Origin of the sequence: Streptomyces sp. M92 (assembly GCF_028473745.1) — a bacterium.
Classification (GTDB): domain Bacteria; phylum Actinomycetota; class Actinomycetes; order Streptomycetales; family Streptomycetaceae; genus Streptomyces.
Window position 1 is genome coordinate 6304394 of the sequence record NZ_CP101137.1, and the last position, 19376, is coordinate 6323769.

The 19376-nt window shown below is 72.8% G+C and carries 18 protein-coding genes; 5 read left to right on the forward strand and 13 right to left on the reverse strand.

What is annotated here, in order from left to right; translation table 11 throughout:
• Nucleotides 1–58: 58 nt before the first annotated feature.
• From M6G08_RS28850 to M6G08_RS28860, 3 genes are all read right to left on the reverse strand, one after another.
• Nucleotides 59–2230, reverse strand: a complete 2172-nt coding sequence (locus M6G08_RS28850) for a serine/threonine-protein kinase (protein WP_272590045.1) — start codon at nucleotides 2228–2230, stop codon at nucleotides 59–61.
• Between the two features lie 70 nt (nucleotides 2231–2300).
• Nucleotides 2301–3173 (reverse strand): oxygenase MpaB family protein, encoded by an 873-nt coding sequence (locus M6G08_RS28855; protein ID WP_272590046.1) that lies wholly within the window; start codon nucleotides 3171–3173, stop codon nucleotides 2301–2303.
• A gap of 42 nt (nucleotides 3174–3215) precedes the next feature.
• Nucleotides 3216–3593: a four-helix bundle copper-binding protein gene (locus tag M6G08_RS28860; protein WP_073732046.1), complete on the reverse strand. Its 378-nt coding sequence runs from the start codon at nucleotides 3591–3593 to the stop codon at nucleotides 3216–3218.
• 153 nt (nucleotides 3594–3746) lie between these two features.
• On the opposite strand from M6G08_RS28860, the gene M6G08_RS28865 reads away from it, so the two are divergent.
• From M6G08_RS28865 to qcrB, 4 genes are read left to right on the forward strand one after another with little or no spacing between them, the layout of a single operon-like run.
• Nucleotides 3747–4151, forward strand: coding sequence for a ChaB family protein (locus M6G08_RS28865; RefSeq protein ID WP_272590047.1), 405 nt, complete (start codon nucleotides 3747–3749; stop codon nucleotides 4149–4151).
• Nucleotides 4152–4188: 37 nt separating this feature from the next.
• Complete coding sequence (locus tag M6G08_RS28870; RefSeq protein WP_272590048.1) at nucleotides 4189–4545, forward strand: DUF6479 family protein; 357 nt, start codon at nucleotides 4189–4191, stop codon at nucleotides 4543–4545.
• 35 nt (nucleotides 4546–4580) lie between these two features.
• A complete protein-coding gene (locus M6G08_RS28875; protein ID WP_272590049.1) occupies nucleotides 4581–4931 on the forward strand; it encodes a DUF8129 domain-containing protein in 351 nt (116 codons plus the stop codon).
• Nucleotides 4932–4986: 55 nt separating this feature from the next.
• Nucleotides 4987–6603, forward strand: a complete 1617-nt coding sequence (gene qcrB / locus M6G08_RS28880) for a cytochrome bc1 complex cytochrome b subunit (RefSeq protein WP_272590050.1) — start codon at nucleotides 4987–4989, stop codon at nucleotides 6601–6603.
• Here qcrB and ctaF read toward each other — a convergent pair.
• From ctaF to M6G08_RS28915, 7 genes are all read right to left on the reverse strand, one after another.
• On the reverse strand, nucleotides 6528–6989 hold the full coding sequence (gene ctaF / locus M6G08_RS28885; protein WP_272590051.1) for an aa3-type cytochrome oxidase subunit IV: 462 nt from the start codon (nucleotides 6987–6989) through the stop codon (nucleotides 6528–6530). The genes qcrB and ctaF overlap by 76 nt on opposite strands.
• Entirely contained in the window at nucleotides 6989–8674 is a 1686-nt protein-coding gene (gene ctaD, locus M6G08_RS28890; protein ID WP_443048984.1) for an aa3-type cytochrome oxidase subunit I, read from the reverse strand. Before ctaD ends, ctaF begins: the two co-directional genes overlap by 1 nt.
• 58 nt (nucleotides 8675–8732) lie before the next feature.
• On the reverse strand, nucleotides 8733–9902 hold the full coding sequence (locus tag M6G08_RS28895) for a CaiB/BaiF CoA transferase family protein (RefSeq protein ID WP_272590053.1): 1170 nt from the start codon (nucleotides 9900–9902) through the stop codon (nucleotides 8733–8735).
• Nucleotides 9903–10009: 107 nt separating this feature from the next.
• On the reverse strand, nucleotides 10010–12808 hold the full coding sequence (locus M6G08_RS28900) for an alpha/beta hydrolase (protein ID WP_272590054.1): 2799 nt from the start codon (nucleotides 12806–12808) through the stop codon (nucleotides 10010–10012).
• Between the two features lie 113 nt (nucleotides 12809–12921).
• Nucleotides 12922–13530 carry a hypothetical protein gene (locus tag M6G08_RS28905; RefSeq protein WP_272590055.1) on the reverse strand — a complete coding sequence of 203 codons (609 nt, stop codon included), beginning with the start codon at nucleotides 13528–13530 and terminating at the stop codon, nucleotides 12922–12924.
• On the reverse strand, nucleotides 13527–15023 hold the full coding sequence (locus M6G08_RS28910) for an ATP-binding protein (protein WP_443048985.1): 1497 nt from the start codon (nucleotides 15021–15023) through the stop codon (nucleotides 13527–13529). Before M6G08_RS28910 ends, M6G08_RS28905 begins: the two co-directional genes overlap by 4 nt.
• A gap of 11 nt (nucleotides 15024–15034) precedes the next feature.
• The gene (locus tag M6G08_RS28915; RefSeq protein WP_272590056.1) at nucleotides 15035–15724 is read right to left on the reverse strand and encodes a response regulator; all 690 of its coding nucleotides are present in this window, start codon (nucleotides 15722–15724) and stop codon (nucleotides 15035–15037) included.
• A gap of 113 nt (nucleotides 15725–15837) precedes the next feature.
• Between M6G08_RS28915 and M6G08_RS28920 the strand changes: the two genes are divergently transcribed.
• Entirely contained in the window at nucleotides 15838–16719 is an 882-nt protein-coding gene (locus M6G08_RS28920; RefSeq protein ID WP_272590057.1) for a DUF3152 domain-containing protein, read from the forward strand.
• Between the two features lie 15 nt (nucleotides 16720–16734).
• Here M6G08_RS28920 and M6G08_RS28925 read toward each other — a convergent pair whose 3' ends face one another.
• The 3 genes from M6G08_RS28925 to aztD form a co-directional block, all read right to left on the reverse strand.
• Nucleotides 16735–16944, reverse strand: coding sequence for a hypothetical protein (locus tag M6G08_RS28925; RefSeq protein WP_272590058.1), 210 nt, complete (start codon nucleotides 16942–16944; stop codon nucleotides 16735–16737).
• 105 nt (nucleotides 16945–17049) lie between these two features.
• On the reverse strand, nucleotides 17050–17991 hold the full coding sequence (locus tag M6G08_RS28930) for a TerC family protein (RefSeq protein WP_272590059.1): 942 nt from the start codon (nucleotides 17989–17991) through the stop codon (nucleotides 17050–17052).
• A gap of 121 nt (nucleotides 17992–18112) precedes the next feature.
• A complete protein-coding gene (aztD, locus tag M6G08_RS28935; protein ID WP_272590060.1) occupies nucleotides 18113–19324 on the reverse strand; it encodes a zinc metallochaperone AztD in 1212 nt (403 codons plus the stop codon).
• Between the last annotated feature and the right edge of the window lie 52 nt (nucleotides 19325–19376).

Genomic DNA, 19376 nt, shown 5'->3' on the forward strand with positions numbered 1-19376 from the left:
CACGGGGCGGCGACGGGCGGCCAGAGGTACGGCCCCCGCGCCCCGCCGAACACCCGGCTCAGCGGCCGACCGCGTGCCCGGCCCCGGCCCGGCCCGCTCCCGACCTGCGCAGGACCGCCACCCTGCGGTACAGCTCGACGGCCTCGGCCGCGCGGCCGAGTTGTTCGAGGCAGTGGGCCTCGTCGTCGCGGCCGGCGAGGGTGTCGGGGTGGTCGGGGCCGAGGACGCGTTCGCGGGCGGTGGCGACCTCGCGGTACTCGGTGAGGGCTGCGGACCAGCGGCCCAGCCAGCCGAGGGCGACGGCTATCTCGCGGCGGCTGACGAGGGTGTCCGGGTGGTCCGGGCCGAGCACGCGGGCGCGTATCGCGCACACCTCCCGGGACTCGGCGAGCGCGTCCTCCCAGCGGCCGAGACGGCCGAGGTTCACGCCCAGGCCGTGGCGGGCGCGCAGCGTCTCGGGATGATCGGGTCCCTGGGCCCGGGCCCGGTCGTCGATCAGCCCCTCGTACAGGGCCAGCGCTTCGGCGCTGCGGCCGAGACGCCCGAGGCTGATGCCGATCTCGTGGCGCGCGGCGAGGGTGTCGGGGTGGTCCGGGCCCAGAGCCCGCTCTCGGGCCGCCGCGACCTCCCGGTAGGTGGCGAGGGCCTCCTGCCAGCGGCCCAGGCGGCCGAGTTCGTAGGCCACCTCGTAGCGGGTGACCAGGGTGTCCGGGTGGTCCGGGCCGAGCACGCGGGCGCGCGCGGCGGCCACCTCCCGGGCCATCCGGTGGGCGTCCTCGGTGCGGCCCAGCCGGCCGAGGTTGAAGGCCAGGTTGTGCCGGCAGCGCAGCGTGTCGGGGTGGTCGGCGCCCATGACGCGCTCGCGGGCGGCGAGGACCGACGCGTAGACCTGGTGGGCGTCGGTGTGCCGGCCCAGCCGGCCGAGGGTGTAGGCCATCTCCTGGCGGACGGCGAGCGTGTCGGCGTGGTCGGCGCCCAGCACCCGGATGCGGGCCTCGGCGACGCGTTTGTACGCGCGCAGCGCGTCGGCGGGGTGGCCGGTGCGGCTGAGGGCGAAGGCGATCTCGTAGCGGCTGGCGAGTGTGTCGGGATGGTCGGGGCCGAGCAGGCGCTCGCGTTCCCCGGCCACCGCGCGGTGGAGCTCGCCCGCCTCCTCCCAGCGGCCGAGCCGTCCGAGGCTCAGGCCCGCGTTGTGCCGCCCGGCCAGCGCGGCGGCCGCTTCGGGCGCCGGGTCGGGGCGCGTGGTGCGCGGGCCGGTGGCGGTGGCCTTGTGGCCGGTGGCCGTGCCGTCGGTCCAGGACGGCGGCGCGGCCCGGCCCCCGCCGACCGGCTGGGGCGTCCGCGTCCGGGGCGCCGGCACGGCCGGCGCGTACGCCGGTGAGGTGCGGCCGACGGAGATCCGGCGGCCCAGTTCCCGGGCGTCGTCCGGGCGCTGGTCCGGCCGCTTCGCCAGCAGGTCCAGGATGATGCGGTCCAGGTAGGCGGGCAGTTCGGCGCGGTGGGCGCGCGGGGGCTCCGGTTCGGTGTCGCGGTGGCCGACGAGGATCGCCCAGGCGTCGTCGAGGTCGAACGGCGGCACGCCGGTGGCGATCTCGTAGAGCACGCAGCCCAGCGAGTACAGGTCGCTGCGCCGGTCCACCTCGTCACCGCCGATCTGCTCCGGCGACATGTAGTGCGGGGTGCCCATGGCGATGCCCGTGCCGGTCAGCCGGGCGGTGAACCCGACGTCGTGGCCGAGCCGGGCGATGCCGAAGTCGCAGATCTTCACGGTGCCGTCGGCGAGCCGCACGATGTTCGCGGGCTTCAGGTCGCGGTGCACGATGCCCTGGTCGTGGGTGTACGCGAGCGCGGCGGCGACCTGTTCGGCGATGTCGACGACGTCGGCGACCGGCAGTGGATGGTGCTTGTTGTCCTCCAGCAGCCGACTCAGGTCGTGCCCCTCCAGCAACTCCATGACCAGGAAGAGCACGCCGTCGCTCTCCCCGAAGTCGTGCACCACGGTCACTCCGCGGTGCTGCAGCGCGGCGGCCACCCGGGCCTCGCGCCGGAACCTCTCCCGCAGGACGCGGGTGAAGGCGTGGTCGTGCTGCTCGCCCAGCGGTTTGAGGCACTTGACGGCGACGCGCCGCCCCAGCGACTCGTCCCGCGCCTGCCACACCTCGCCCATGCCGCCGCGCCCGATTCGCTCCAGCAGCCGGTACCGGCCCTGGATCAGCGTGCTGTCCCCCATCACTACGCCCGCCCCCGTAGTTCTGTGTCCCGTCAGCTGCGCCCTCCCCTGGCGGGTCCAGTATGGCGGTTTATGGTCCGAGTTTGTACGGTGCCGGGCGCGCGGCCGGTCCGAGCCGTGCCACGGCCCGCAGGATGTGTCTGGGCGGCAGCTGCCAGCGCACACGTGCGGGAACCGTGCGCAGCGCGGTGCCCATGACGCGCAGCCGCCGGGTGACGGTGGCGGGATCGGGGGCCGGTCTGCCGTAGAGCTCGTGCGCGTACGTCGGTAGGGAGTCGTACGCCAGTTGTGCCACCCGGCGCCACAGCAGGGCGCGGGCGGGGACCAGGAGCGGGTGCGTGGGCGGGCGGCGCAGGAAGTCGTCCACCTCGTGCGCCTCGTCCCCGGCGGCCAGCTCGGGCCGCACCCGCGTGAAGTAGGCGGCCAGCTCGGCGCGGTTCGCGGGCACGGCGGCCGGGTCGAGGCCGACGAGGCGGGCGCTGTGCCGGTGTTCGGCGAGGTAGCGGTCGGCGTGGGCGTCGGTCAGCGGGAAGCCGGAGCGGCGCAGGACGTGCAGGTAGGAGCCGATCTCGGCGCAGTGCACCCACAGCAGCAGCGCGGGTTCGTCGACGCCGTAGCGCTCCCCCGTGCGGGGGTCGGTCGCGCCGAGCATGCGGTGGATCTTCCTTACCCGGGCCCCGGCCCGCTCGGCGGCCTCCGTGGTGCCGTACGTCGTGGTGCCGACGAAGCCCGCGGTCCGCATCAGGCGGCCCCAGGCGTCGCGCCGGAAGTCGCTGTTCTGCATGACGCCGCGCACGGCGCGCGGATGCAGCGCCTGGAGGTACAGGGCGCGGACCCCGGCGATCCACATCATCGGGTCGCCGTGCGCCTGCCAGGTCACCGAGCCGGGACCGAACAGCCCCGGATCGCCGCCCGCCGGATCACCCGCCCGCATGACCTTCATACCGGCAGGCTAGCGCCCCGAGCCGGGCGCCCCCAGAGGGTCTCAGCGCAGGGTGGCGAGGAACTCTCCGCAGGCGCGCGCACAGGCGCGGCAGGCCTCGGCGCTCTCCTCGGCGCCCGGGTGGGCGTCGAAGACGTGGGCGCTCTCCAGACAGACCTGCCGGCACCACTCCAGCTGGACGCGGATGGCGGCCTCGTCCACCTGGTTCTGTTCGGACAGCACCCGGCAGGTCGCGTCGCAGACCTCCGCGCACATGATGCCCTTGCGCCGCACGAGTTCCTGGTTCTCGGTCCCGTCCGGGTCCACGAGGCTCGCCCGCAGGGCGCAGGCCCGCGCGCACTCGGTGCAGGCCTGCGCGCAGGCGAAGCGGTCCTCGAGGAAGCGGAACAGTTCCTGCTGGGAAGTCGTCGTCGATGTCACACCGCGCGGGTTGCCGCTGCGGACTGCGGCAAACCGCCGAGCCCTGTGCTGCCAAGGGTTCCGGCCCGTTTTTCCGGGGGGCCCGGCGGGCACCCGTGCACCTTCCGGCGCTGGTGACAGCGAGAAACCCCACGACTTGCGGAGGTGCAGGACATGCCGGGACGACAGGAACTGCCGTCGACGCTGGAACGCTCCCCCCGGGAGGCCCAGCGGACCTGGATCAAGGCGCACGACTCGGCCGTGGAGGAGTACGGCGAGGGGGAGCGCGCGCACCGGGTGGCGTACGGGGCGCTCAAGCACAAGTTCGAGAAGGTCGGCGATCACTGGCAGCGCAAGGAGGGCGGGCGCAAGGGCCCCTCCGACCCGCAGTCCGGGCGGCCCCGCGGACAAGGCGGGCGCAGTGGTGAGGGCGTCGACGAGAAGGCCTCCAAGGAGCACCTGTACGGCGTCGCCAAGGAGCTCGGGGTGGAGGGCCGGTCGCGGATGACGAAGGCGGATCTGCTGGCGGCGATCCGGAAGGCCAACCGGTCGCGGACGCGGTCCGCCCGGTCGGGCTGAGCAGGTTGGTGACGTGGACCGGGGGTACCCGCGCTCCATGACGAACGCATGGATGGACCTGGCCGCGGGCTCCGGCGCGCTCGGCATCGGCCTGATCGTCGCCGCCGTCGTGGTCGTGGCCCTGCTGATCGGGGCGTTCGCCTTCGGCAGCAGGCTCAAGCGCAAGGAGCCGCCGCCGCCGACCCCGCAGGAGCAGCCCCGCACGCCCGACGAGGGGCCCGTCCGCGAGGTGCGTGAGCGGCGGGAGCCCGACGAGATGCCCCGCAGCGACGACCGGACGCTGCCGCACGACCTCGGTCACCAGGGCAGCCGCACCGCCCCCGGGCAGGAGCGGCCCCGCTGGGACGAGGGCAGCAGCGGCTCGTTCGGCAGCGGCGGGCCGGGCGGACGCTGAGCCCCGAGGAAGCCGTACAGAGGGAAGTGAGAACCATGGCCGACCCCGCTCGCAACACCCTGCCGTTGCCCGACTACGACCATCTGCCGATCGGCGGTCTGGAGAGCCGGATCCGGTCGCTGGGCGCGGAGGAGGTGGAGGAGCTGCTGGCGTACGAACGGTCGCACGGCGACCGGGTGCACGCCACGGAGCTGCTGACGGCCCGGCTGGAGCAGTTGCGGTCCGGTGCCGAGCCGTCCTCCGGCGACCCGGGAGCGGTACGTCCGGAGCAGGGGCAGGGCCGCACGGGTTCCCCCGTGTCGCCCGCGACCTCGCCGGAGCCGTTCTCCCCGCCGCCGCACGGTACGCCGGACCAGCGGGGCAAGCCGAAGGGTGACCGTACGTAGCCCGTACGCGTCGTCGGCGTAGTTTCCGGCACGGGCGCCGGGGAACCCATGCGCCGTGCTGTTGAACAGGAAAAGGGCCCGCGCCGGTGCGCGGGCCCGCGACGCGGCCGAACGCACCGTCCAGTGGGCCGACGGGCGGCTCCCCGTCTCCGCGGGCGGGGGGCTGTTGCGCAAGGCCTTCCCGGAGCACTGGTCGTTCCTCCTGGGCGAAATCGCCCTCTACAGCTTCGTCGTACTGCTGCTGACGGGTGTCTGGCTGACCCTGTTCTTCAAGCCGTCGATGACGGAGGTCGTCTACGACGGGTCGTACGAGCCGCTGCTCGGGCTGAGCATGTCGGAGGCGTACCGCTCGACGGTGGACATCAGTTTCGACGTGCGCGGCGGGCTGCTGATCCGGCAGACGCACCACTGGGCGGCCCTGGTGTTCCTGTCGGCCATCGGAGTGCACCTGCTGCGGGTCTTCTTCACCGGGGCGTTCCGCCGGCCGCGCGAGGTCAACTGGCTGATCGGCGTGACGCTCTTCCTGCTGGCGCTCGTCGAGGGCTTCGCCGGCTACTCGCTCCCCGACGACCTGCTGTCCGGGACGGGGCTGCGCATCGCGCAGGGCATCATGCTGTCGATCCCGGTGGTGGGCACGTACATCAGCATGTTCGTGTTCGGCGGCGAGTATCCCGGCGACGACATCGTGCCGCGGCTGTACTCGGTGCACATCCTGCTCGTTCCCGGGGTGCTGCTGGCGCTGGTGACGCTCCATCTGATCCTGGTGTTCTACCTCAAGCACACCCAGTGGGCGGGGCCGGGCCGCACCAACCGCAACGCGGTCGGCAAGCCGATGTTCCCGCAGTTCGTGACGAACTCCACGGGCCTGTTCTTCATGGTCTTCGGCGTTCTGACGGTGCTCGGGGCGGTGGCGCAGATCAACCCCATCTGGGCGTACGGCCCCTACCGGCCCGACGTCGTCTCCTTCGGCTCGCAGCCGGACTGGTACGTCGGCTTCCTGGAGGGGTCGCTGCGGCTGATGCCGCCGTTCGAGACGGAGGTCTGGGGCCACACCGTGATGTGGAACGTCCTGGTGCCCGCGGTGGTGCTGCCGGCCGCCCTGTTCGCGGTGCTGTACGCCTACCCGTTCTTCGAGCGCTGGGTGACGGGCGACCACCAGGAGCACCACCTGTGCGACCGGCCCCGGGACAAGCCCGTGCGGACCGGGCTGGGCGTCGCCGCGATCTGCTTCTACGCGGTGCTCCTCCTGGCGGGCGGCAACGACATCATCGCCCATGTCTTCGACATCTCGCTCAACCTGCTGACCTGGACGTTCCGGATCTCCCTGGTGCTGCTGCCGCCGGTGGCGTTCATGGTGACCAAGCGGGTCTGCCTGGCGCTGCAGGAGCGGGAGCGCGAGCGGCTGGCCGAAGGGGCGGAGACGGGGCAGCTGCGGCAGACGCTCGCGGGGGGCTACGTCGAGACCCACGCGCCCCTCGACACCGAGGAGCGGCACGTGCTGCGGTCACGGCGGGAGCCGGAGCCGCTGGCGCCGGCTCCGTCCGACGACGAGGCTCCGCACGTGGGGCGGCTGCGGGCGACGCTCAGCGAGTGGTATTACGGCGACCGGGTCGACGTCGACGAGGCGGGCCCGGAGGAGTCCCCTTCCTCGCCCGGTGAGCTGGAGCGCTGAGCGTCCCGGCCGGCGTACTGCAGGACGAGGCCGAGGACCGCGAGGGTGAGGATGCCGAAGCCGATGAGGGCGAGCCACAGTCCGTAGACGATGCCGAGTGCCACGACGACGGCGCCGAGGGCGGTGGTGACGGGCCAGGGGCTGTGCGGCGGGAAGAAGTCGAGCGGGCCCGCGGTGTCCAGGACCTCCGCGTCCCCGCGGTCCTGGGCGCGCAGGCCCTTCTTGCGGTACTGCACGCGCAGGAAGAACGCGACGAGCGAGGCCATCAGGAAGGCGATGGTCAGTGCCGCGGTGCCGGCCGGCTCGTGGGAGAACCAGCCGTAGCCGGCGGCGGTGACGGCGAAGAAGGCCGCCACGCCGGTGAACAGACGGGCTTCGGTGCGCACTACTGCTTCCTCTGCTCGTGCCTCTGGTCGCGTCGGGTGATGGCCGGGTGGTGCAGGTCGAACGCCGGGGACTCGGAGCGGACCCGGGGCAGCGACGTGAAGTTGTGCCGCGGGGGCGGGCAGGAGGTGGCCCATTCGAGGGAACGCCCGAAGCCCCAGGGGTCGTCGTGCTCCACCTTGGCGCCGTACTGGCGGGTGCGCCACACGTTGTAGAGGAACGGCAGGGTGGACAGGCCGAGCAGGAAGGCGCCGATGGAGCTGATGGTGTTCAGCGCGGTGAAGCCGTCCGCGGCCAGGTAGTCGGCGTAGCGGCGGGGCATGCCCTGCTGGCCGAGCCAGTGCTGGACGAGGAAGGTGGTCTGGAAGCCGACGAAGAGGGTCCAGAAGTGGATCTTCCCGAGGCGTTCGTCGAGGAGTCTGCCGGTGAACTTCGGCCACCAGAAGTAGAAGCCCGCGAACATCGCGAAGACGACCGTGCCGAACAGCACGTAGTGCAGATGGGCGACGATGAAGTACGAGTCCGTCAGATGGAAGTCCAGGGGCGGCGAGGCGATGAGGACGCCGCTCATGCCGCCGAGCAGGAAGGTCATCAGGAACCCGAACGACCACAGCATGGGTGTCTCGAAGGACAGCGAGCCGTGCATCATCGTGCCGATCCAGTTGAAGAACTTCACCCCCGTCGGCACCGCGATGAGGAACGACATCAGGGAGAAGAAGGGCAGCAGCACCGCGCCGGTGGCGAACATGTGGTGGGCCCACACCACGGCGGACAGCATGGTGATGGCGATGGTGGCGCCCACCAGGCTGACGTAGCCGAAGATCGGCTTGCGGCTGAACACCGGGATGATCTCGGAGACGATGCCGAAGAACGGCAGCGCGACGATGTACACCTCGGGGTGGCCGAAGAACCAGAACAGGTGCTGCCACAGCAGCGCCCCGCCGTTCGCCGCGTCGAAGATGTGCGCGCCGAACTTCCGGTCGGCCTCCAGCGCGAGCAGCGCGGCGGTGAGGACGGGGAAGGCCGGCAGCACCAGGATCGACGTGAACAGCACGTTCCAGGTGAAGATCGGCATCCGGAACATGGTCATGCCGGGGGCGCGCAGGCACAGGATGGTGGTGATGAAGTTGACCGCGCCGAGCGTGGTGGAGACCCCGGTCACCACCAGTCCCATGGTCCACAGGTCGCCGCCCGCGCCGGGGCTGAACACCTCGTTGTTCAGCGGCGCGTAGGCGAACCAGCCGAAAGCGGCCGCTCCCCCGGGTGTCAGGAACCCGGCCACCACCATCAGGCCGCCGAACAGGTACAGCCAGTACGAGAGCGCGTTGAGCCGGGGGAAGGCCACGTCCGGGGCACCGATCTGCAACGGCATGATCGCGTTGGCGAACCCGGCGAACAGCGGGGTCGCGAACAGCAGCATCATGATCGTGCCGTGCACGGTGAAGAGCTGGTTGTACTGGTGCGTGGTGAGCAGCTGGAGCCCGGGGCGGGCCAGTTCACTGCGCATCAGCAGCGCGAGGACGCCACCGAAGAGGAAGAACCCGAAGGACGTCGTCATATAGAGGTTGCCGATCACTTTGTGATCGGTCGTGGTCGCCCATCGGGCGAGCGCCCGGCCGAGCGTGCGGTTGGTCCGCTGCCGCGCCGGTGTCCGGCGCGGCGGTTCCGTCCTCTCCTCCACCGCCATGCGGCGGAGGGTACCCAGGCGCCCCCGGCTCAGTCGTACGGCCACGCCGGGACCGGTGTCAGGTACTCGCGCCCTCGTCGTCCCAGAACACCTCGGCGGTGTGTTCGCCCAGCTCAGGCGGTGCGAGGCGGTAGCGCGCCGGGGTGGCGGCGAGACGGATCGGATGGGCCACCTGGCGGGTACCGCCGACGTCCACGACGGCCTCGACGCCCAGCCGACCGGCGTAGGCGAAGGCCTCGTCGAGGGCGTTGACCGGGCCGGCCGGCACTCCCGCCGCCGGCAGCACGCCGGCCCAGTGGTCGGCCCCGCGGGTGCGCAGCCGGTCCTGGAGGAGCGGCCGGAGTTCACCGCGGTGGGCCACGCGGTCGGGGTTGGTGCGAAACCTCGGGTCGCCGGCGAATTCCGGGACGCCGAGCAGCGTGGCCAGCGCGGCGAACTGCCGGTCGTTGCCGACGGCGAGGGCGATCGGCCGGTCGGCGGTGTGGAACGTCTCGTACGGGGCGATGCTCGGGTGGGCGTTGCCGAGCCGTCCCGGTACGACGCCCGCCGCGACGTAGCCCGAGGCCTGGTTGGCCATCGCCGACAGCAGTGAGCCGAGCAGGCTGACCTCGACGAGCTGGCCCTCGCCGGTGCGTTCCCGGTGGCGCAGGGCGGCGAGGATGCCGACGGTGGCGTGCAGCCCGGTGATGACGTCGACGAGGGCGACGCCGGTCTTGGTGGGTTCGCCGTCCGGTTCCCCGGTGACGCTCATCAGGCCGCCGACGGCCTGCACCAGCAGGTCGTAGCCGGGCAGCCCGGCGCCGGCTCCGGTGCCGAAGCCGGTGACGGAGCAGTAGACGAGCCGCGGGTCGGCGGCGCGCAGTTCCTCGTGGCCGAGGCCTAGCTTCTCCATGGTGCCGGGGCGGAAGTTCTCCACCACGACGTCCGCGCCGGCGATCAGCTCGCGGGCCCGGTCGCGTCCCTCGTCGGTGGCGAGGTCCAGGGTGACGGACCGTTTGTTGCGGTTGACGCCCAGGAAGTAGGTGGAGGTGCCGGACGCGTCGGCGGGCGGGCGCCAGGCGCGGGTGTCGTCGCCGGTGCCGGGGCGTTCCACCTTGACGACGTCGGCGCCCAGGTCGGCGAGGAGCATCGTCGCGTACGGTCCGGCGAGGACGCGGGAGAAGTCGGCGATCCGCACGCCCCGAAGGGCCGCCGTGCCGTGGTCGGTGAGGGTGGTGTCATCGGGCATGGCGTCATCGTGCGCGTTGCGCGGTGCCCTCACACGTGACCTGCGCCACGCGCACGCGGCTCCGGACGGGCGGGTCCGGAACCGCGTGCGGGGCCGGTCCGGGTCTTCTACGACGCGTCGAGCACCGTGCCGTTCAGCACCGGGCCCAGCGGCTCGCCCGCGTCGTCGGTGGGCTGCCACCCGATGTGCTCGGCGGGTTCGGTGACCTCGTCGCGGACCGTGGGCACCGTCACCTCCGTCTCGGTCTCCCCCGGCGGGACCAGGGCCCACAGCGAGAGGTACTCCAGCCGGGACAGCGGGACCTCGGCGTCGGGCACCTCCCACGCGTTCTCCAGCAGCCAGTCCGGGTCGACGTCCTTGGTGGACAGTTCGGGACGGGTGTCGTCCGGCACCGGCAGCAGCAGGGTGCCGAGGTGGACGTCGGCGGGCTCGGACAAGGTGACGCGCCAGCGCAGCGGCTGTCCCTCGGTGACCTCGTCGGCGACGGCACTCACGGCGATCTCGGGCATCGGGTCGTCGTTCTCGACGGTGAGCCCGCCGGCGTAGGAGCCGACGACCGTTCCGCGGACCGCCTTCACGAGCAGGTCGTGCGAGGTGTCCCAGGCGTACCGCTTGTTGCCCGCCACCTTCACCGTCACGTCGATGCCGGAGCCGCCGGGACGGACGTCGACCAGCCGGTGCTCGGTCACGCCGGTCGCCGGATCGGTGACGTACGTGCGGACCGTGCCGCCGCCCTGGCCGGAGAGGCGCACCGGGACGCGGTAGGTGCGCACTCCGTCGTCGCCCTCCTCGACCGTCGTCCGGCCGACGTCGACCCGGGCCAGCGGTGCCGGCCGCACCCGGGGGGTGCCCGGCTGCCAGGCGTGGGCGTCCATCAGCCAGGCCTTGCCCGAGGACGAACGCGGCGTCAGTTCGAGCGAGGCGATCCGGCGCAGGTCGATGCCGGTGCGGGCGGCGGCGGTGAGCGGTACCCGCAGTTCCTGCGCCCAGTAGGAGGCCGTGCGGTCACTGCCCGGCAGTCCGTCGGCGCGGACGCCGCCGAGGGTGGCGCGCCGGCCGTCGGCGTCGGTGACGGACACGTCGAGCCGGGTTCCGGTGCTGCCCGGCGGCACGATGACGCGCAGGGCGAGGCTGTCGGCGCCCTTGAGGGAGACCGGTGCCTCGGGGCGGATACGGGCCGGGGTGCCCGGTGCGGTCCAGTCGAGGGCGACGGCGCCGCGGCCGACCTCGCGTTCCGGCTGCCAGTACGCGAAGTGCGGCGAGGAGCCGTGGGCGTCCTCGCCGAGGCAGGCGGCGGAAGGGTCGGGGTCGACCGCTGCGCACAGGCGTCCGCCGGTCACCTCCACCCCGTCGTCCGGCAGGAGTCCGGCGCCGCGGCCGGCGCCGACCGCGTGGGTCAGCACACGTGCCGGGTCGGCCGAGGGGGCCCGGCGGCCGGTGCCGTCGATCAGCTCGCGCACCCGGTCGTCACCGGCGACGAACAGCCGTGCCGCGGCGGCGATGTAGGTGGTGCCGGCGCGGTGCTGCTGCTCGGCGGTGAGGCGGGTGGGGCTGCCCACCGAGCAGACCGGGTCGCGGTCCTCGGGGTCGTCCCAGAAGTCGTCGGAGGCGGGCGCCTCGGCCTGGCCGGGCGTCCACTCGCTGTTGAAGTAGTTGTGGTTCGCGCCCGTGATGTGGACCGCGCTGTGCAGCGCCCGGCCCCGGCTGACGCCGCGGGTGCCGTCGACGTAGAGCTGCCCCTGGAGGTCGGAGACGTCGCCGTCGCAGCCCGGCAGGATCGTCAGTGACGGCACGTCGGGGACGGGGTTCTGGCCGAAGGCGGTGGGGCCGATGAGTACGGTGCCGCGGATGTTCCAGCGCGAGCGTCCGGGGCTGCCGTCCTGGCTCGCGGGTGGCGGGTAGAGGCTGTCCATGGCGGCCCGGTCGACGCCTTCGCCGCCGCGCGAGTGCCCGACGAGCAGGACACGGGACAGGTCGGCCTTCGGACCCCGGCGTACGGCCCGGGGTGCCATGGCGGAGTGGGCGGCCCAGTCGGCCCAGCGGGCCAGGTGCGAGCGCACCAGGGAGGAGCGGGCCTGGGCTCCGCCGTCCTCGAGGCCGCCGTCCTGGCCGTTGACGCCGTTCGCGGAGATCGAGACGGTCACGTAGCCCAGGGAGGCGAGGAGCTTCTGGTCCTGGAGGTAGCCGCGGTGACTGGGGATGGGCCGGGCGCCGTCGGCGCAGGGCCAGTCGATCGTGACGGCCTCCTCGCCCTCGCCCGGGACGTAGCAGGTGCCGTGGCGGCCGTGCAGGAACAGCGCGAGCGGGCGCTTGCCGGCCGCCCCCTTCGGCGCGACGACCAGGCCGCGCATCTCGACCGGCGCGGAAAGGCCGGGCAGCCGTACCGGGTCGAGCGTGTACTCGCCGGTCGTCGTGGCGAACCGGCCGGGCCTGCCCGGGTCGACGCTGCCGGCGGGCAGCCGGGGCGGGAGTTTCGCCGGGGGTGCCTGGGAGGGGCGGCGCTCGCGGGCCGGGGCGCCGGGTTCCTCGTCGAGGCGGCGGCCGGCGGCCAGGACCTGGAGGTCCGCCAGCCCGTCGAGGGCGGCCGGTTCGGTGTCGTGCAGGGGTAAGCGGAAGGTGCGGCCGTCGTCGTCCGGTTCCGGTACGCCGAGCAGGCGGCCGCCGGCGTGGAACTCCACCCGGGCGTCGCCGTGCGGGACGTTCCTCGGGGAGCGCCACTGGAGGGCTCTCTCGTCACCGGTGCCGGTGACCCGCCAGCCGGGCGGGAGGTCCGCGGTGCCGGCCCAGGTCTCCGGGACGGAGGTGGTGCTCGGCGGTCGGGGTGCGGCGTGGGCGGCGGCAGGCGCCACTCCCAGCAGGGTCAGGGCCGCCGCCGCGGCGGCCCATGTCCTTCGAGCACGTATCAAGAATCCGCTCCTCAATACCTCGGTTCGGGGCTCCGCCGGTGCGGACGGCCCTCGTTGGAGGAGGAGGGGAACGAGTTGATTCGGGTTGCCTGTGAGCGCGCCCGGGCGTGCGGTCAGCCTCCGGTGGTGTGTCCGCCCGTGCTTTTGCCGATGTCCCCCGTGCTGTCGTCCGCGCCGGTCGGGCAGTCGTCGCTGGACCGGCCGGCGAGCCGCCCGCCGGGCTGTTCCACGGTCACCTGAGCGCTGCCGAGGGCCGGGTCCTGGCGCAGGCGGGCGACGGCGACCGTGCAGGCCAGCTGGTCGACGGCCGTCTCGCTGAGGCTCCCCGTCCCCTTCGGCAGCTGGACGACGACCGCCGCTCCGTCGGCGCGGACGGTGGGCGCCTCGGCGGCCGGCGGCAGTTCGGTCGTCAGCCCCCGTCCCCGCTCCTCGGCGTCCGGCCCCTTGAACAGCATGAGGACGGCGCTGCCGAGGTCGGTCGCGCCGATCACCGTGCGCGTCACCGCCACCAGGTCGCCGTCCGCCACGAAGTAGAGCGGGACCGCGGCGGCCGGCACGGCCTCGGACGGTGCCTGTGTCGGGGTGGGGGTCCCGTCCGGGCCCCGGACGCCGGTCGCGGGCTCCCCCGCCTCCACCACGCCGGTCGCGGGGATGCCGCAGGCGGAGAGCGGGAGCAGCGCCCCGCACAGGAGGGTGAGGGCGATCCTGCGTCGCGGGTTCATGGCCGGTCCTCCTCGTCCGTGTGCGTGGTGCGGTCCCCGGCGCCCCGCGGCCGCAGCGGGAGGACGACCGTGAAGACGGCGCCGCCGTCCGGATGGTTGGCCGCGCGGACGGTGCCGCCGTGCAGGCGTACGTTCTCGGTGGTGATGGCCAGTCCGAGGCCGCTGCCCTCGCTCCGGACGCGGGCGCTGTCCGACTTGTAGAAGCGGTCGAAGACCTGCGGCAGGACGTCGTCGGGGATGCCGTCCCCGCCGTCGTGGACCTCGATGACCGCCTGCCTGCCCGCCCGGGGGTCGTGCTCCTCGCGCAGGCCGAGGCGGACGGGCGGGGCGCCGTGGCGCAGTGCGTTGGCGACGAGGTTGGCGACGATCACGTCGAGGCGGCGCGGGTCGACCCGGCCGCGCAGCTCGCCCGGTCCGGGCAGGCTGGTCCGTACGGTGTCCGGCCAGCCGCGGGTGGCGAGCGTGCGCCGTACGGACTCGGCGAGGTCGATGTCGTCCAGGTGCAGGGCGGCGGCGCCCGCGTCGAACCGGGAGATCTCCATCAGGTCGTCCACCAGGCCGGCCAGCTTCGTGGTCTCCTCGCTGATGAGGCGCACGGCCGTCGCGGTGTCCTCGTCCAGGCCGGCCGCGTCCTCGTCCAGTACGTCCGTGACCGCCGACATCGCCGCCAGCGGGGTGCGCAGCTCGTGGGAGACGTCCGCGGCGAAACGGCGCGCGCCGGCCTCCATGCGCCGCAGTTCCGCCACCGACCCCTCCAGCGCGGCCGCCGTCTCGTTGAAGGTGCGGGACAGGTCGGCGAGTTCGTCGGAGCCCTGGACCGCGAGCCGGGTGTCGAGGCGGCCCTCGGCGATGCTGCGGGTGGCCCGCCGCAGGGCCCGCACCGGGCGCAGCACACCGCGCGCGGCCAGGAGCGCGATCAGGACGGCCAGGGCCAGGGCGGGCACGGTGGCGCGTTCGATGGCGGAGACCAGCGCGTCGACGTAGCCCTGCTCCTCGCGCTGCGGCACGGTGAGGTAGACCTCCAGCCCCGAGGCGGGCCGTTCGGTGCTGTAGTCGCCGGCGAAGGTGACGGGCATCCCGACGACCAGTGCGGAGTGGCCGTCCCGCGTCACGCGCTGGAACACCGTGGCCCGGCGGGTGCGCACGGACTCGCGCATCTCCGGTGACAGTTCGCGGAACGCGTCGCCGGTCTCGGACGTCGCGGTCGCCTGCCGGTAGGCGACCAGCACCCGCCAGTTCTGGGACCGGCCGCCGCGCGACACGTCGGCGGCGAACGTCTGGAGGTCCGCCTCGTCGGGCGGGAAGCGGTAGTTGGGGACCAGGGTGTTGACGCGGTGCCGGAAGTCCTCGATCACCGTGTCCTGGCTCTGCTGCAGGACCCCGGTGCGCGCCTCGCGGAAGGTCAGGGCTCCGGTGGTCACCGTGGCGACGACGGCTACGAGGGTGAAGGCCACGACCAGCCGCACGCGCAGCCCGTTCAGCGCGCGCGGCACGCGGGGCATTCTCATCGGGGCCCGAAGCGGTAGCCGAAGCCGCGCACGGTGTGGACGTAGCGGGGACTGCCGGCCGGTTCTCCGATCTTGGACCGCAGGCGCTTGACGCAGGCGTCCACCAGTCGCGCGTCGCCGTGGTAGCTGTGCTCCCAGACGGCTTCCAGAAGCTGCTGGCGGCTGAAGACCTGCCCGGCGGAGGCGGACAGGGTCAGCAGCAACCGGAGTTCGGAGGGGCCGAGGGCGACCGGCCGTCCCTGGTGGGTGACGGTGAGGCCGGCCCGGTCGATGACCAGGTCACCGTGGTGTTCGACGCGGGCGGTGCCGTTCTCGTCCGCGGCGCCGCCCACCCGGCGCAGCACCGCGCGGATGCGGGCGTCCAGTACGCGGGCGCGGACCGGCTTGACCACGTAGTCGTCGGCCCCCGACTCCAGTCCGACCACGATGTCCGTGTCGTCGCCGCGGGCGGTGGCCATGATGATCGGCACCTGGTCGTGCGCGCGGATGCGGCGGCACACCTCCAGACCGGGCATGCCGGGCAGCATCAGGTCGAGGACGACGGCGTCGGGCCGGAACGACCGCAGCTGCTCCAGCCCCTCCTCGCCCGTCGCCGCCGCGGCGACCTCGTGTCCCTGGCGGCGCAGGGCCAGGCGCACGCCCTCCCGGACGGCGCGGTCGTCTTCGATGATCAGAACCCTCGGCATGGGTCTCAGTATGCGGATGTACGTGCGAACGCCCGCGTGCGGGTCACGGCTGTTACACAGCGGTCCAAAAGCCGTCCATGGGCGATCACACGCACCGGGCACGCTTCGTGATCATGAACGTGCACCGATCGAACCCCTCCTCGTCCTCCGGCGCGTCCCATCGCCGCGGAAGCCGGGTCCGCCGCAGGCGGGGCGGCAGGGCTCCGCTCCTGTGGGCGGGGCTCGTGGCCGGTGTCGTGCTGCTGCTCGCCGGCGGCCTGGTCCTCGGGGAACGGTCCGCGTCCTCCGGCGGCCGCGCGGACGCGTCCGGACCGTCCGCGCCGGGCTCCGGCACACCGTCCGCACCCGAGGCCGCCGAGACGGAGGAAAAGGCGGAGGAGGAGGCGGAGGAAGGAACGGGGGACGACTCCGTGGAGGCCGACTCCATCCCGTCGTCGGGCCCCGGGACGTTCGTCACCGCCCAGGGCGGCGGTGACCGGGTCGGCGGGAGCGGACGGACGCTCACCTACGTCGTGCAGGTCGAGGACGGCATCGGGATCGCGGCGCCGGAGGTGGCGGCCGAGGTGGAGCGGATCCTGGCCGACGAGCGCGGCTGGACGGCCGACGGGCGGACGGGGTTCCGTCGGGTGTCAGGCGGCACCTCCGACTTCCGGGTGCGGCTGGCCACGGCGGGGACCGTGGACGACATATGCGGCCAGTACGGTCTGGACACCGGCGGCGAGGTCAACTGCAACGTCGGTCAGGACGTCATGGTCAACCTCAAGCGGTGGCTGCTGGCGACGCAGTACTACGCCGACGACGTGACGTCCTACCGCGCGCTGATCATCAACCACGAGGTCGGGCACTTCCTCGGCCACGGCCACGAGGGCTGTCCCGGGGCGGGGCGTCCCGCCCCGGTGATGATGCAGCAGATCAAGGGCCTGCACGGCTGCCGGACCAACGTCTGGCCCTACGACCGCGAGGGCCGGGCCGTCACCGGTCCCGCCGTCGGCTGAGCCGGCGGCCCCGGGCTACGGGTGCCGCTCCCGGCCGGACTCGGGGCAGTCGGGATTCAGGCAGGTGCCCCGGCGCCATACCGGGACGTAGATGCCGAGGGTCTTGTGGCGCGAGACCTCCGGGGGCACGTGGTGGCCGCAGCGGGGGCAGACGTCCTCGCGCGGCGAATCGGTGTGCTGCGTTTTCGTGCGCTGGGTCTTCGTCTTCTGCATGTGACTGGTCATGATTTCTCACCAACACCAGCGAGAGCTTTGAAAAGCCTTTGCCGCCATTTTACGTTCGAATGGGCGAAAGGGACAGTGGGACGCCGACGCGGCCGTCACGGGGACTTACGGGGACTTCTGTGGGCGCCGCAAACTCATGACCACCGACACCGTCAGGACCACGACGATCACGGCCAGGCTCACCGTGGAGGGGATCTCGGGGATGGACTTGCTGATCATCTCGTGGCTCGCCTGGAGGATGAGCTTGACGCCGATGAAGCCGAGGATGACGGCCAGGCCCGTACTCAGGTAGTGGAAGCGGTCCAGCAGGCCCGACAGCATGAAGTACAGGGCCCTGAGGCCGAGGATGGCGAACGCGTTGCTGGTGTAGACGATGAAGGTCTCGTCGCTGACGGCGAGCACGGCCGGCACGCTGTCCACGGCGAAGATCAGGTCGGCCGCCTCGATCGCGGCGACGACGGCCAGCAGGGGCGTCGCCACCCGCTTCCCCGCCTCCTTGACGAAGAAATGCTGCCCCGCGTACTCGTCCCGCACGGGGACGAACTTGCGCAGCAGGCGGACGGCGAAGCTCCGGCCCGGGTCGAAGCTCTCCTCCTCGCCCTTGAGGATCTTGTACACACTGTAGAAGAGGACGGCCGCGAAGACGAACAGGACAGCGGTGAACCGGCTGACCACGGCGACACCCGCGGCCAGGAAGAGACCGCGGAACACCAGGGCGCCGATGACCCCGAAGAACAGGACGCGGTGCTGGTATTCGCGGGGCACCTTGAAGTAGGCGAAGATCAGCGCGAAGACGAAGAGGTTGTCGACGGAGAGGCTCTTCTCCAGCAGCCACGCGGTGGTGTACTCGGTTCCCGCCGTCCCGCCGAGCACCAGGAAGACGACCGCGCCGAAGACGAGGGCGAGTCCCACCCACAGTCCGCTCCAGGCCGCCGCCTCCTTGAACCCGATGACGTGGGCGCTGCGGTGGGCCAGGAGGTCGACGACGAGCGACACGACCACGGTCGCGGCGAAGACTGTCCAGAGCCAGAACGGCACATCGAGCATGCGGGCCTCGCAGTGATCCGCAGGTACGGCCCCCCTCCGTCCGAGTGTGCCCTACGGACGGGGGCGGGTCGCCCGGAGACCGGGCGGCCCGCCGCGCTCGTGACCGCGCGGGAGTGCGGGGTCAGTGCCCGGCGACGACGCCCGACAGTTCGTTGGTGCCCTTCGGGAGCGTCACGGACCCGACCTTCTCGCCCGACTCCAGGTCGATGGCGTGCAGGCCCCTCGTGCTCGGCTCGGAGACGTAGGCGGTGTGGTCGCGGACGAAGAGCGTGGGCCTCGGCTGCTGCCAGTCCAGCGGCTCCTGCCACGCGCCCACGGCGGGGATCTTCTGGGTGACCTTGCCGCTGACCGGGTCGATGACGTGGATCGCGCCGTCGGTGCCGAGCACGAGTGCCTCGCCGTGCGGTCCGCGGGCCAGCGAGCGGAACGAGTAGCTGGTGCCGAGGTCGACCAGGCGCAGCTCCGCCTTCTCCGTGTCGATCAGCGATATCCGCGTGGGCCGCTCCAGCTCCGCGTCCGGGTCGGTCTTGTAGTCGCCCAGCAGGACGGGCGAGGCGTCGCTGCCGGCCTGGTTGCCGATCCGGCCGTAGGCGTCGGGGGCGTCCACCTTGGTGAACCGGCCGTCCTTGTAGAGCAGTACTCCGTCCTCGCAGCCGACGGCGATCGCCTCGCCCTCGGCCGCCGCCTCACCGTGCACGCCGGGGCAGTTCTCGTTGCGGGCGATCTCCTCGCCGTTCTCGTCCAGGACGAGGGCTCCGGTGCGCTTCTCCTCGTCGCCGATGGTGGTGAGGAGCTCGCCGTTCGCCAGCTCGATGGCGACGCCGTGGTGGGCCTCGGCCGTGGTGTGGGTGCGGCCCGGCGGCTTCTCGCCGGTGCCGAGGCCGGCCGGGTCGAAGACGTTGACCTGGCCGGTGCCGTCGGTGAAGAGGACCGTCTTGCCGGCGTGGCGTACGACGTGGCCGGGCTTGGCGCCCGGGTACTCGATGTCGGTGAGGGTCTGGTCCGCCGCGTCCAGGACACGGAAGCCGCTGTCGGTGGAGACGATGACGTGGTCGTCGTCCCCGGCGGGGTTGACCCGGTTGAACCCGGGCAGCTCGATGGTCCGGGTCAGCTTCAGGCTCTCGCCGTCCAGGATGTAGAGGCCGCCGTCGAAGGTGGCCACCAGCGGGTCCGTGACCGTGGCGGCGGGCGTGGCGCTCGCGGTGTCCTTCGCCTTGGCGTCGGACGAGGAGGACGAGGCCCCGTCGCCGCTGCCGCAGGCGGTCAGCACCGTGGACACCGCGAGGGCGAGGGCCGTCCCCGTGAGGGTTCTGTTGCGTATCGACTTGTTCACCGGTGTGTTCCTTTCCGGGCCGCGCTGGGCGGCGTGTGATGCGGGAGGGGGT